The following is a 13,378-nucleotide window of genomic DNA, read 5'->3' as shown; positions in this document are numbered from 1 at the left end:
CGCCAACTGCGCGGCCGCCGTCGTCGGTTGCTGAACGAATCTAGACTCTCGCGGCGCGCGGCATTGCGACCGATCCCCGCCGGATCAGCCGGGCGGAGAACTCAGGTTCCTTGGCCGCGGGCTTTCGGCCCTCGATTTGCCGGATCAGGGCACTGGCAGCGGCCACCCCCATTTCGTACACGGGTTGGGCGATGACGGTCAGCGGGGGGCTGGTCAGGCGTGTCCAGGAAAAGTCGTCATACATCAGGAATGAAACATCGTCCGGGATCGAGAGGCCCAGCTCTTGGATGGCTTCGACGACGCTGAGTGCTATGAGGCCGTCGGAGGCCACAATGGCGGTGGTCGGCTCCGGCATGAGTAGGAGCCCGCGGGTGACGGTCCGGATGGAATCCGCGTCACCGGCGTTGAGCCTCACCTGGTCTTCCGAAAAGGTCAGTCCGCTTTCTGTGAAGGCGCGCTGCATGCCTTCCAGTCGCTCGGAGATCTGCGAGGAGTCCAACACCATTCCGGCGCGGTAGGGGGAGTCGGTTTTGAGGGTGGAGATGAACGCAATCCGGCGGTGCCCGGCCTCAAGGAGATACCGGGTGGACTCGTAGGAAATCCCGGCCATGCTCACCGCGATGGTCTCCACGTCCAGCCCCTCGGCCTTTCGATCCAGGAGCACCAAGGGCCGTCCGGTCTCGTGAACGTGCTGTAAATGTTCTGTTTCAACAGAGGACGCAGGGGCGACGATCAGTCCATCCACGCGCTTGTCGAGCAAGACGTGGACCGCCTCGATTTCGGCGGTGAGTTCCTCGTCGGTATTGATCAGGATGACGTTGTAGCCGCTCTTCTTGGCGGTGTCCGTGATGCCCCTCGTCGCAAGCCCGAAGTGCGGGTTTTCGATGTCGCCCACGACGACCCCGATCGTGTTGGATTTCCCCGTGTTCATGCTGCGGGCCAGCTCGTTGGGCCGGTAGGAAAGCTCCTCCGCCGCCGCAAGGACCCGGCCCCGCACGTCTTCGCTGACGGCCCCGTAATTTCCCAGGGCCCGCGCGGCCTGGGCCTTGGACACTTGTGCCGCTTTCGCGACGTCGGCGACCGTGATCTCGCGCCGCCTCGAACTGTTGCTGCTCATGCATGCCTTCCGACGGGGCCTTGACGGCCTGTGTGGTTTGGGTTACATTTTTTGCAACCCCTTGTGAGTCCGGTCTCAATCCTAGCGACTGAGACCGGACTCAACAAGAGGAAACCCGAAAGGCTTCAAGGCCGCTTACCGCTTCTCATGATTGGAAAATTGCTGTGACTAAACGACTGAACTTCCGCCCCGGGGTGATCGTCGCGGCTGCCGTCGCAGCCCTCCTGGCACTGAGCGGGTGTGGCGGACCGGCCCCTGCCTCGTCGTCGACCGCCGGGAACCCCTATGGCCTCATAGAATCCGGCACCATCCGGGTGGCCAGCCTGGGAGATGCCAAGCCCTACACGTTCACGGACGCCACCGGAAACTTCACAGGTTTCGACGTCGAACTGTTCAAGGATGTCGCGCACCGCGCCGGTGTGGACAAGGTCGTCTTCACCGGACAGGACTTCTCGGCAATCCTGCCGGCCGTTGCGAACGGCCAGTTCGACGTCGGGGTCGCGGCCATCGGCATCACGGACAAGCGCAAGCAGACCGTGGACTTCTCCAACGGCTACCTCGCCGGATACCTGACCGTCCTGACGACCAAGACCTCGGGGATCAAGGATGTCGGCGGCCTTGCTGGAAAGCGGCTTGGCGTAGTCCAAGGCACCCTGCAGGAGGCCTACGCGGTGAAGAATTTCCCCACCGCAAACCTGGTGCGCTTCCCGGACAACAACTCCGCGATTTCCGCCGTGAACAGCGGTTCGGCTGACGCGCACTTCCTGGACTACGAGGCCGCCAAGTCCTACGAACAGCAGTTCGGCCTGGTCAGCGCCGCCGATATTCCCTCCTTTGACGCACCGGCCGGCTTCGCGCTGGCAAAGGACAAGACCGCCCTCAAGGATGCCCTGAACAAGGGACTGGCCGCGGCGATGGAAGACGGTACCTGGGAGAAGCTCTACCAGAAGTGGTTCCCCGGATCGCCGATGCCCACGCAGTACCTGCCCAAGGCTGAGCAGACCGCCAGCCCGGCGCCCAGCAAGTAGCCCAACTGTCTGACGGGCGGGCGGACCATTCGCGGCCCGCCCGCCCCGACAGCCACCTAAGTCTGAGAGCAAACCATGGACTGGTTAAGCACCATCACACGTACATTCTTCGATTTCGGCGCGATGGCCGAAGTCCTGCCGCAACTGATCGGCGTCGGCCTGCTAAACACCCTGATCATTTCGGTCTCCGCCACGATCATCGGCGTCGGACTGGGCATGGTAGTTGCCGTCATGGGGATCTCATCCTCGGCATGGCTGCGCGTCCCTGCCCGCATCTACACCGATCTGTTCAGGGGCCTGCCGGCCATCCTCACCATCCTGCTGATCGGCCAAGGCTTCGCCCGGCTAAGCCAGTCGATCTTCGGTCCCTCCCCCTACCCGCTCGGCATCATCGCGCTGAGCCTTATCGCCAGCGCCTACATCGGTGAAATCTTCCGCGCCGGTATCCAAAGCGTCGACAAAGGCCAAGGCGAGGCGTGCCGGGCCCTGGGCATGAGCTACGCCAAATCGATGCGGCTCGTGGTGGTGCCCCAAGGCATCCGCCGGGTGCTCCCGGCCCTGGTGAACCAGTTCATCGCCATCGTCAAGGACTCCTCGCTGGTGTACTTCCTGGGCCTGCTGGTCAGCGAACGCGAGCTCTTCCGGGTGGGCCAGGACGCCGCCGTGCTCTCCGGGAACCTCTCACCGCTGGTCATGGCCGGCATCTTCTACCTCGTCATCACCGTCCCGCTGACCCACCTCGTGAACTACTTCGACAGCCGCTTCCGCACGGGCCGCCGTCGTCCCAGCGCGCCGAGCAGCGGCCTGAAGGAAGTCACAGAACTCGACGCGGCATCGCCGCTGATCACCGGGAGCAACACATGAGCGCCAGCACCAGCACCAACAACACCGCCGCCGGTGTCCAGACGTTCCACGGTTCCAGTCTGGAGCTAAGAAGGCTGACCATGGCGTACGGGGACATCGAGGTGCTGCGCAACGTCAGCCTGAATGTCGCGCCCGGCACCACTACCTGCATCATCGGCCCCTCCGGATCCGGCAAGTCGACCCTGCTCCGTGGCGTCAACCGGCTCCACGAACCCAAGAGCGGCGACGTACTCCTGGCCGATGAAAGCGCACTCAAGGTCAAACCGGACATCCTGCGAAGCCGCATCGGCATGGTGTTCCAGCACTTCAATCTCTTCCCCGACCACACCGCCTTGGAGAACGTTGCCTTGGCGCTCTGGAGCGTGAAAGGAATGTCCAAGGCCGCAGCCAGGGAACGTGCCCGGCGCAGCCTCGCCGAAGTGGGGCTCGCCGAACGCGCAGACCACCGCCCCCGCGATCTCTCCGGCGGCCAGCAACAGCGCGTCGCCATCGCCCGGGCACTGGCCATGGAACCGGAGGTCATGCTCTTCGACGAAGCCACCAGCGCCCTGGACCCCGAGCTCGTCAAAGGCGTACTGAACCTCATGGCCGGTCTGGGACGGCGCGGCATGACCATGCTGGTTGTCACCCACGAAATGGGCTTCGCCCGGAAGGTTGCTGACCAGGTGGTGTTCATGGACGAGGGAGAAGTCGTGGAGTCAGAAACCCCTGCCGAGCTCTTCGACAACCCCCGGAGTGAACGGCTCCAACGATTCCTTTCGGAAGTGTTGTAATGCCGAACCCTGCCACGGCACCCATCCGCACGGCCGTCGTCGGATTCGGGGTTTCCGGGAAGGTCTTCCACGCCCCCCTGATTGCCGCGGACCCCGGCTACTCCCTCGACGTCATCGTCACGGCTGATCCGCAGCGCGCCGCGGAAGCGGCAAGACTCTACCCCGGCACGCGGATTGTCCCCACCCCGGAAGCGCTGTTCGCACTGGCCCCGGATCTGGACCTCGTGGTCCTCGGCACTCCCCCGCTCACCCACTTCGATCTCACCGCGACCGCGATCGCCCACGGCCTCGACGTGGTGGTGGACAAGCCCTTCGCCACAACCTCGACTCACGGGGAAGAGCTTATCGCCAGGGCGTCCGACGCCGGTGTGCGGCTGACGGTATTCCAGAACCGCCGGTGGGACGCCGATTTCCTGACACTCGGGAAGGTCCTGCGGGAAGGTGGCCTGGGAGAGGTCCGAACCTTCGAATCGCGATTCGAGTGGTGGCGCCCCGAAGGCTTCGGCAATTGGCGTGACAGCGCGTCCGTGGCCGAAGGCGGCGGCATCCTCCATGATCTCGGCGCCCACTTGATCGACCAAGCCATCCAGCTGTTCGGTCCCGTTGGGGATTGCTACGGCGAGACCGCAAATCACGGACAACACCCGGAGGGCGCCGATACCGAGGCCTTCGTGTCCCTGCTCCACACCTCGGGAGTGCGGACCAGGCTGTGGATGAACGGCATGGCTGCCCAAGTAGGACCGCGATTCCACCTCCTGGGTTCGAGGGCCGGCTACACCAAGTGGGGACTGGACAGCCAGGAGGCGGCCCTCGCAGCCGGCCTGTCGCCGTCGGATCCCGCCTATGGCGTTGACCCCGTAACTTCCTGGGCTGTCCTGGGGACTGACGGAGACCCTGAGGCCGTCCCTGCCCAAACCGGCGCCTACCCCCGGTTCTATGCCGAACTTGCGGCCGCCATCCGCGGGGATGGACCGTTGCCCGTGGACCCCGCGGAATCACTTGAAACCCTCAAAGTCATCGAAAGAATCCACGCCTTCGCGTAGGCGGATCTTTCCAGCCATGCCACCGTCCGCCCCGCGCGGCCAACAACCACACCCCAAAGAAAGGGAGAGCCATGTCCTCCACGCCCCCTACCAAACATGTCGTCGTCATCGGCGGCGGCATCCTCGGAGTCTCCACTGCGGTCCACCTGCTCCGTGAAGGCGCGTCCGTTGTCCTGCTGACCGAAAAGGGCCTCGCGAGCGAGGCCAGCGGCCGCTCGCTGTCCTGGCTCAACTCCGCAGGAGAACGGTCCACCCCTTACCACCGGCTACGCCTCGCCGGGGTCGACCGTTACCGTACGTTGTTCGCCGCGGATCCTCACCGTGAATGGCTGCAATTCGGCGGCGGCCTCATGTGGAACGCCGCCGGACAGCAAGCCGTCACGGAAGCACGCCACGCCTACGAGAAGTCCGTCGGGTACGACTCCAAGCTGCTGACCCCTGAAGAGATTGAATTCGCAACTCCCGGGATCAATGCAAGCGCAGTGCCGGATTGCGCCATTTTCAACCCCGGCGAAGGCTGGGTCAGCTTGCCGGACCTGATCGAATTCCTCATGGAAGAATTCCACGCCCGGGGCGGCCAGCTCGTCCTCAACTCCGGCAAGGCTTCCGTCACGGTCGACGGCGGCCGTGCCTCCGGCGTCGAGACCGCCGCCGGCGAAACCTACCGGGCCGACGCTGTCCTGGTGGCTTGCGGTGCCGCCACCCCAGCCGTCGTCGCACCCCTCGGCGTCGACATCCCCAACGGCTCCCCCGTCTCCATGCTCGTGCTGACCAAAGCCGTGGATCATGAGGTGAGAGCCGTCATGAACACCCCCCGTGCCGCCATCCGACCCAACCCGGGGAACACCTTTGCGCTGGACCACGACTGGTACGAAGAGCACATCACCGAGCACGAGGACGGTTCCTTCAGCATCCCTGACGGCATCGTCCAGGAACTCGCTGACGAGGCCTCCAAACTCATCGCCGGCAACCCCGAACTCAAACCGGCGTCCTGGAAGATCGGCTACAAGCCCATCCCGGGCGACGGTGAACCCGTGCTCGGCGAAGTCGGTCAAGTGCCGGGCTGCCATGTCGCCTTCACGCACTCCGGAGCCACGCTCGGACTCATCGTCGGCGAACTGCTGGCCGATGAAATCCTCACGGGAAGCAAGCACCCCATGCTCTCCACCTTCCGGCCAGGCAGGTTCTCCTAGGCCACCCCTCAGGATGGCTGGCGCCCCAAAGACCGGGCCCAGCCATCCGCTACGGGGTTCGCGTCACAAACCGTCGTTTCGAGGCCATTTTCATCCTTCTGATCCGGAAGCGATGAACAATCCGGGTGCCCTCATTACTATCTAGAGTGGATGGGGGCGAATTCCCGACGGGGCTGGGACTTGCCGGGATGAAATATCAGGAGCTGGCAGTGTCGGAACCTTTGGAGTCTGAAGACCCGCTCGTCGAGCCGGAACCGGTTCTGGTTCCCGGCGACGACAGTGACAGCCTGGCGGCTTTGCGTGGGCAAGCGCAGGAAATCATCGACGAAGTCCTCAGCGGAACCGAACCGAGCGGCGAGCACCTCCGGGCAAAGCTCAGGTCCAGCATTGCCCGGCACCCCGGATTCCCGGAACTAGCGCTGCTCGAGCACCTGATGAACCGGGCGAGTGGCAACTGACCCACCCTGCGGTTGCACACGTTTTACACAGGGTTAACTCACGCGGTCTTGTTAGCCTCAACACAGTCGGCACAGACTGAATATCACGTGAAAAACGATTCACGGTGGTTGTTCAACCAGAGCAGCGGACGAGGAATGCAGTGATGCTCCGTCCCCGCCGGTAGTGAAGTCGCTACTGAGCGGGATCCGCAGACCGGGAGGTAGCAGTGGCCGGCATATTTGAAGTGTTTGTTGATGGGGAGTCCTTTTTCAGGTTCCGCCTCAAATCACCTGACGGCATCGTCATCGCTGTTTCGACGCCGTTCGCGGACAAGCCCGCAGTTGTCGCTGGAATCGCCGCTGCGCGGGAATGCGCGGGCATGGGACTGGTCACCGACCTTTGCCCGGCGGCGGGCGCACGCGAACCGGCCGGGATGGCTCGTCCGATGGCAATCCCCCGCAATGCGGGTTCCCAGGCATGCGACGAACCGCGCAAGGCGTCCGACGGATTCCGCACCCGCGCCAAGGAACTCCGGCGCGCGGCAACCGCGCCCAGATGGACCGGCGCGGCGTAGGAGGCCAGCAACGTCAGGACCGACGGCGCACTGGGGGACTCACCTGGGTCTCAGCAGGCAAGATGCGCCGCCGGCCGTTTTGGTCCAGCCCTAATTCTCCCACTCATTGTCTGCCGAGGCCACCTTCCCGGCCCGTCAGTCAGTCGTGCTTGCGCGCTCGACTTGGCTGTACACGCGGTGGTTCGCCCGGCATCTTCGGGTAGTCGGGCGGGAACGGCAGCTCCCCGAGCCCGGCGCCGACGTCGCGTTCCCACCATTGAAGCAGGACGTCAATTTTGCCTGCTTTGGAGTTCATGTCACGCCAAGGGTCCCCCACGGATTTCAGCCTGCCAGGCACGCTAAGGATCGTGAAATCTTTCGGGTCCGCCGATTCAAGTTCGTCCCACGTGATTGGACAAGAGACCGGGGCATGGGCGAGCGCCCTCGGGCTATACGCGCCGGCTATGGTCCGGTCACGGTTGGCTTGGTTGAAGTCGACGAATACCCGTTCACCCCGTTCTTCCTTCCACCAGGCGGTGGTGACCTTGTCCGGCATTCGGCGCTCGAGCTCCCGGGCGGCCGCGATAACGGCATGCCGTACGTCCAAGAACTCATGCGAAGGCTCGATCGGGGCGTAGACATGAAGCCCCCGGTTTCCTGAGGTCTTGATAAAGGTGGTCAGCCCGGCCTCGGCAAGTACGTTCTTCAGGGTAAGCGCGGCGGGAATCGCGTCGTCGAAATCTGTTCCGGGCTGCGGGTCCAGGTCGATCCGCAACTGGTCGGGGTTGTCGGTGTTTTCGGCACGTGACGGCCAAGGATGAAAGACCACCGTGTTCATCTGGACGGCCCACACTGCCGCGGCTGGCTCGTCGAGGACCAATTGGGGATGCGAGCGCGCACTCGGATAGATCACCTTTACCGACCGGATAAAGTCTGGGGTTCCTTTCGGCGGATTCTTGGAGAAGAACTGTTCTCCGTCGATGTTGTCCGAAAAGCGCTGCAGCGAGACCGGCCGGTCACCGTTCGCGGCTATGAATGCTTCCCCGACATCAACGATATAGCGCGCGAGATCCAGCTTGGTGAGGCCCAATTCCGGCCAGAGAACCCGGCTGGGACTGGAGATCCGCATTTCCCGGGGACCGTGCGGCCCATCAACGGTGAGGGTGGTTGCTTCGGTAGCCATGGGGACAAGTTACCCCAGCGCTACCCCGGGCGTCAGCACCACAGCGGATCGAATGGACGAGCGTTTTCCTGCCAAAGACCATACACATCTCACGGCGACGGTTTCAGCACCATCGCCGAACCGCCGCCGCGTCTGACGGGCTCGGCGGCGGCGATCATGCGCCCGTTCGGCCTGAATTCGATCGCGGTTGCGGCACCGATCTCCGCCGCCGAAGTGAAAGCGTCGCCGGATGGCGTGAATTGGTGGCCATATGGCGTGAGTTGGCTCCCGTACGCCGTGATGAACTCCGGTTCGGCCGTGACCTTTGCCGTGTTGCGTTGAGAGGCGCGCGGTGCGGCGATCGCGTCGGAAATGCTCATGCCCAGGTCCACCCTGTTCAAGATGGTCTGCAGCACCGTGGTGATGATCGTCGATCCGCCAGGCGAGCCGAGAGCGAGGAACGGCTTGCCGTCCTTGAGGATGATGGTCGGGGACATCGAAGAGCGTGGGCGCTTGCCGGGATCGATTCGGTTGGGGTCGCTCGCGCTGTATACGGCCGAGAAATCGGTCATCTCGTTGTTGAGCAGGAACCCGCGTCCCGGCACCACGATGCCTGAGCCGCCGGTCTGCTCGATGGTGAGCGTGTATTCGACCACGTTCCCCCACTGGTCGGCGACTGTCATGTTGGTCGTCGAGATGTTTTCGGTGTCCTTCTCGTCGGCGAGTGCCGCCGCGGAAGCCGGGCACACGCCGTCGTACGTGGACACATCTCCCGGCGCGACGGGCTTCGTGGCCGCGTGTAGCGGGTCGATCTTGCAGGCGCGCTCCTTGCCGAACAGCGGGTCAGTGAGCGCGGCGGTGGGAACGTCGACGAACGCAGGGTCGCCCACGTACTTTCCACGGTCGGCGAAGGCGAGCGCGCTCGCCTCGAGGTAGTGGTGCAGGGCAGCTGGCTTGGACATCTCCGAAAGGTTGACGGTGTCCAGGATGTTCAGCGCCTCGCCTACCGTGGTACCCCCGCTGCTCGACGGCGCCATGCCGTAGACGTCGAGGCCGCGGTAGTCGACGTGGGTGGGCGCTTGGTCCAGGGGCTTGTACGCGGCGAGGTCGGCTGTGGTCATGTGCCCCACGGGGATGGGCAGCGTGGTGTTTGCGGTTTTGGGCGGGGCTTGGACGGTTGCCGCGATCTCGGCTGCGAGCGGACCGCTGTAAAAGGCCTGGGTGCCCTGCTTCGCGAGAAGCCGGTACGTCGCGGCGAGGTCGTGGTTCTGGAAGATGCTGCCGACGGCGGGTGCGTCGCCTCCCGGAAGGTACAGCTTGCTGGTGGAGCTGAACGCCGCGAAGCGGAGCTTGTTGTCGAGTGTCTGTTGGCGGAAAGTCGGGTCGACGACGAAGCCGCGGGTCGCGACCTTGATGGCAGGCTGGAGGGCGTCGCCAAGGCTCAACGTACCCCAGCGTTCCAGTGCGCGCTCCCAGGTGGCCGCCGTGCCGGGGACGCCTACAGAGACCCCGCTGGTGACGAGTTCGGGGGTGAAGTTGTACGGCTTCCCCGTGGCGGGATCGATGAACGCGTCATGCGGCATCGCCGCCGGGGCGGTCTCGCGCCCGTCGATGGTGCCAATCTTGCCGGTCTTCGCGTTGTAGAACACGAAGTAGCCGCCACCACCGATCCCGGCACTGTACGGTTCGGTCACGCCCAGCGTCGCGGCGGCGGCGACGGCGGCGTCGGCTGCGTTGCCGCCCTTGCGGAGGACCTCGATGGCGGCAGCGGACGCTTCAGGGTCTACGGTGCTGACCGCGCCGCCGTATCCGGTGGCGGTGGCGGTCTTTTCAGTCTGGCGCGGATCGGCGAAGGCGGGGTTGGCGACGGCGCCGCTCGTCACGCTCAGCGCGAGTACTGCCGTCATGGTGGCCAGTCGAAGTTTGCGATGTGACATGGTCGCTCCTCAAATGATGGTGCGAGGTGAGTGGGGCCACCCTACTCCGCGGCTACGCGACGCTCAACGGGTCCAGGCAACCCGGCAGCCCCAACAACCTTGTGCAAACCATTGACAAACTTGTACAAGTCTTTCCATACTTGCAGGACAAGGTTTCAACGAAGCAACTGGAGGACAGATGTCGGCAAAACTCACGGATGTCGCAAAGCTGGCAGGGGTGTCCCTGGCAACGGCGTCGCGGGCATTCGGAGACCCCGGCCGCCTGGCAGCCGAAACGCGGCAGAAGGTCATGGCCGCGGCCGAACAATTGGGTTACGACGTACCCGGAGTCACGGGCAGCCGAACATTCGGCGTCATCGTCCCCGACATTTCAAATGCGGTCTTCGCCGCCCTCATCAAAGCCATCCAGGACCAGGCATGGCACGGCCGCCACCGGATGGTCCTCGCCGACACCTCGGAGTCCTCGTCGCGGGAACGGGCGCATCTCGAGTCCTTCGCGACGGGAGTGGATGGCATCATCCTTTGCTCGCCCCGACTGCCGTCCGAGCAGATTCACCATCTCGCGGGCAGCGCGCCGCTAGTGGTCATCAATGGCGAGGCGGAGCACGCCGCACGGGTGCTCATGGAGGCCGGTGAGGGAATCCGCCAAGCCGTCGAGCATCTCTATGCACTCGGCCACCGCAAGCTTGCCTACATTCCCGGGCCCGCGTCGTCGTGGGCCAACGGCCAACGCCGTGCAGCGATCACCCGCTTCTGCGCCGACTGGGGCATCGAACTCGTCACTGTCGGGAACCAGAATGCAACGGTCGACGGCGGACTGGCCGCGGCGGCTTCGGTGGTCGCCAGCGGTGCCACCGCTGTTATTGCCTACAACGATCTGGTCGCCATCGGCATGCTCGCCGGCGCCCGGAGCCTCGGCTACCACTGCCCGGAGGACATCAGCGTTGTCGGCATCGACGACCTAGACATTGCCGCCGCAGCAGAGCCGGGGCTCACCTCCATCCGCGTACCCATTGACCGAAGCGGCGCCCTCAGCCTTGAGCTCCTCCTGGAGCAGATGGCCGGAAAGCCGACAGCAACTGAAGCCGTGCACCTCGGTTCACAACTCATTGTGCGTGGCTCCACCTTTGCTGCGCGCACCGCAGAGCAAGCCCTCCAGGGAAAGTAACCATGAGAATCGTCATCGCAGACCCCAACCTGATGCCCCACCGCTCCACTTTCGAGGCCGCGCTCCCCGACGGTGCCCTTACCTCCTGGCACGACAGCTGGAGCGAGCATGCAGTACTCACCGACCTCAAAGATGCCGACGTCTACGTCGGGCCACGCTTCACCGAGGCCATGGGCGCGGCCGCCAGCAATCTGCGGCTCGTGCACGTCGGCGGTGCCGGCTACGACGGCATCGACGCCTCCGCGTTGCCCGCCGGGGCGGTCTGCGCGAACACCTTCCACCACGAAAGTTCCATTGCCGAACATATCGCCACCGTTTTGGTGGCCCTCCGCCGCAACCTGATCGGCCAGGACGCGGCGCTTCGGAGCGGCGTCTGGTCTTCGTCTGTCTATTCCTCACAGATCCGGCAGCCGGAAACACTCCGCGGTGCTGTGGTGACATTCCTCGGGTTCGGGCACATCGGCGGGGCAGCATGGTCGCTCCTCAAGGCCTTCGGCGCGGAGGGTGTCGCCATCACCCGCAGCGGCAGCGTGGACGCAAAGGCCAACTCCTTGCGCTGGGCTGGCACCACCGAGCGGCTCGGCGAGGCACTCAGTGAATCGGACATCCTGGTGGTCAGCATCCCGCTCTCGGAACAAACCACCGGCATCGTGGGCGCAGCTGAACTCGACGACCTTGGCCCGGACGGCTTGCTCGTCAACATTGCCCGCGGACCCGTCGTCGAAGAAGCCGCACTCTACGAAGCCCTGAAAGACCGTCGGATCGCTGGGGCCGCGATCGACGTCTGGTACCAATACCCGGGAACTGACGGCCGCGGCGAACCATCCGCCCTTCCGTTCGGCCGCTTGGACAACATCATCATGACCCCGCACTCCTCCGGCGTCACTGCAGAGACCTTCCGAAGCCGCGCGCTCGAGATCGCCGAAAACATCACCCGTCTTTCCACAAACCAGCCGCTGAAGAATGTAGTGCTCTCGGCGTCGCCGCAACTATCGACTTTGGGCTGATTACCGGGTCGACATCGACCGCTGCGGTTCGCTAGTCCTCGAACGTCTTCGCTCGCATCACGCAAAAACCCGCACCCCGCTGAACCACGCAGCCCGTTTTACGTGGTTGTTCCCCGTGGCCAGCAAGACAAATCCATCTCAATGAAGAGAAAGTGAGCTTCCCCGTGCTCAAAAACATGAAGATTGCAGCCCTTGCCGGTACTGCCGTACTCGCACTCCTCACCTCAGCATGTGGGGGCGGTGGCACGGCATCCACGCCCGCAAGCTTCCCTGCCGGATCGAGCATGGCGAAGATCGCCGCCGCCGGCAAGATCAAGATCGGCGCCTCACCGAACCAGCCGGGCCTGAGCGAGCTAAATCTCCAGGGCAAGTGGCAGGGCTTCAACATCGACCTCGCCGAATACCTGGTGGAACCGCTGGGCATCAGCAAGGACCACATCGAGTGGGTCAACACCACGGCTGCCAATCGCATCCCGTTCATTGAACAGGGCAAGATCGACATATTTGCCACCGCCCTCGCCATCACCCCGGAGCGCCAGAAGGCCATTGCCATTTCCGGCCCCTACCTTGAAACAAAACCGCAGCTAATCCTCCGAAAGGGCAAGGGTGCAGGCCTGAAGTCCCTGGCGGACATCCCCAAGGGCACCAAGATCTGCGTCCTTCAAGGCAGTCAGGGCCAGCCGCGCGTCAGCAAAGAAATCCCGCAGGCTGAAATCTCCGAATTCAACGTACTTACAAACTGCATTCGCGCCCTCGAGCAGGGCTCTGTGGACGCCGTCGACTCCACCGCGCCGCTCTTGGCCGGTTTTGTTCAGGAAAAGCCCGACACCTTTGAATTCGCGCCCATGACCTACGGCGACGGCGAACGCTGGGGCATCGGCATGGCCAAGGACCGCACAGACATGTGCAAGTTCTTCAACGAGCGGCTGGCCAAGGCCTTCGCGGACGGAACGGTCGCCAAGTTCTGGGAGGCCCGTATGGGCAAGTCCGGGCTCGCTGCGCCGACCGCTCCCCAGGAGATGGCCGGCTGTGGAGAATCTCCCAAGTCATGACACAGCACAAGATCCCCATGACCAAAATCCGCACCCGGAAGGA

13 protein-coding genes are annotated in these 13,378 nt (G+C 64.1%); 10 read left to right on the top strand and 3 right to left on the bottom strand.

Annotated elements, in window-relative coordinates; genetic code table 11:
- Positions 1–40: 40 nt before the first annotated feature.
- Positions 41–1,117, bottom strand: a complete 1,077-nt coding sequence (locus AC4CS3_RS09785; protein ID WP_490783270.1) for a LacI family DNA-binding transcriptional regulator — start codon at positions 1,115–1,117, stop codon at positions 41–43.
- Between the two features lie 164 nt (positions 1,118–1,281).
- On the opposite strand from AC4CS3_RS09785, the gene AC4CS3_RS09780 reads away from it, so the two are divergent.
- From AC4CS3_RS09780 to AC4CS3_RS09750, 7 genes are all read left to right on the top strand, one after another.
- Complete coding sequence (locus AC4CS3_RS09780; protein WP_490783269.1) at positions 1,282–2,145, top strand: ABC transporter substrate-binding protein; 864 nt, start codon at positions 1,282–1,284, stop codon at positions 2,143–2,145.
- Positions 2,146–2,220: 75 nt separating this feature from the next.
- A complete protein-coding gene (locus AC4CS3_RS09775; protein WP_490783268.1) occupies positions 2,221–3,009 on the top strand; it encodes an amino acid ABC transporter permease in 789 nt (262 codons plus the stop codon).
- Positions 3,006–3,782 carry an amino acid ABC transporter ATP-binding protein gene (locus AC4CS3_RS09770; protein WP_490783267.1) on the top strand — a complete coding sequence of 259 codons (777 nt, stop codon included), beginning with the start codon at positions 3,006–3,008 and terminating at the stop codon, positions 3,780–3,782. The genes AC4CS3_RS09775 and AC4CS3_RS09770 overlap by 4 nt, the downstream gene beginning before the upstream one ends.
- Positions 3,782–4,825: a Gfo/Idh/MocA family protein gene (locus tag AC4CS3_RS09765; RefSeq protein ID WP_490783266.1), complete on the top strand. Its 1,044-nt coding sequence runs from the start codon at positions 3,782–3,784 to the stop codon at positions 4,823–4,825. Before AC4CS3_RS09770 ends, AC4CS3_RS09765 begins: the two co-directional genes overlap by 1 nt.
- Before the next feature lie 71 nt (positions 4,826–4,896).
- On the top strand, positions 4,897–6,018 hold the full coding sequence (locus AC4CS3_RS09760) for an NAD(P)/FAD-dependent oxidoreductase (protein ID WP_490783265.1): 1,122 nt from the start codon (positions 4,897–4,899) through the stop codon (positions 6,016–6,018).
- A 209-nt stretch (positions 6,019–6,227) separates the two neighbouring features.
- The gene (locus AC4CS3_RS09755; RefSeq protein ID WP_490783264.1) at positions 6,228–6,476 is read left to right on the top strand and encodes a hypothetical protein; all 249 of its coding nucleotides are present in this window, start codon (positions 6,228–6,230) and stop codon (positions 6,474–6,476) included.
- A 206-nt stretch (positions 6,477–6,682) separates the two neighbouring features.
- Entirely contained in the window at positions 6,683–7,030 is a 348-nt protein-coding gene (locus AC4CS3_RS09750; RefSeq protein WP_490783263.1) for a YegP family protein, read from the top strand.
- 139 nt (positions 7,031–7,169) lie between these two features.
- Here AC4CS3_RS09750 and ligD read toward each other — a convergent pair whose 3' ends face one another.
- Entirely contained in the window at positions 7,170–8,192 is a 1,023-nt protein-coding gene (gene ligD / locus AC4CS3_RS09745; RefSeq protein WP_490783262.1) for a non-homologous end-joining DNA ligase, read from the bottom strand.
- An 89-nt stretch (positions 8,193–8,281) separates the two neighbouring features.
- Entirely contained in the window at positions 8,282–10,108 is a 1,827-nt protein-coding gene (gene ggt / locus AC4CS3_RS09740; protein ID WP_490783261.1) for a gamma-glutamyltransferase, read from the bottom strand.
- A gap of 178 nt (positions 10,109–10,286) precedes the next feature.
- Between ggt and AC4CS3_RS09735 the strand changes: the two genes are divergently transcribed.
- The 3 genes from AC4CS3_RS09735 to AC4CS3_RS09725 all read left to right on the top strand — a co-directional run bounded on the left by AC4CS3_RS09735 (position 10,287) and on the right by AC4CS3_RS09725 (position 13,335).
- A complete protein-coding gene (locus AC4CS3_RS09735; protein WP_490783260.1) occupies positions 10,287–11,276 on the top strand; it encodes a LacI family DNA-binding transcriptional regulator in 990 nt (329 codons plus the stop codon).
- A 2-nt stretch (positions 11,277–11,278) separates the two neighbouring features.
- Entirely contained in the window at positions 11,279–12,283 is a 1,005-nt protein-coding gene (locus AC4CS3_RS09730; RefSeq protein ID WP_490783259.1) for a 2-hydroxyacid dehydrogenase, read from the top strand.
- Between the two features lie 152 nt (positions 12,284–12,435).
- Entirely contained in the window at positions 12,436–13,335 is a 900-nt protein-coding gene (locus tag AC4CS3_RS09725) for a transporter substrate-binding domain-containing protein (RefSeq protein ID WP_490783258.1), read from the top strand.
- The last annotated feature ends 43 nt before the right edge of the window (positions 13,336–13,378 follow it).

The organism is Arthrobacter sp. SE2 (assembly GCF_058244265.1).
Note: the sequence above shows the minus strand (reverse complement) of the source record. Positions and strands in the feature narration are given on the sequence as shown.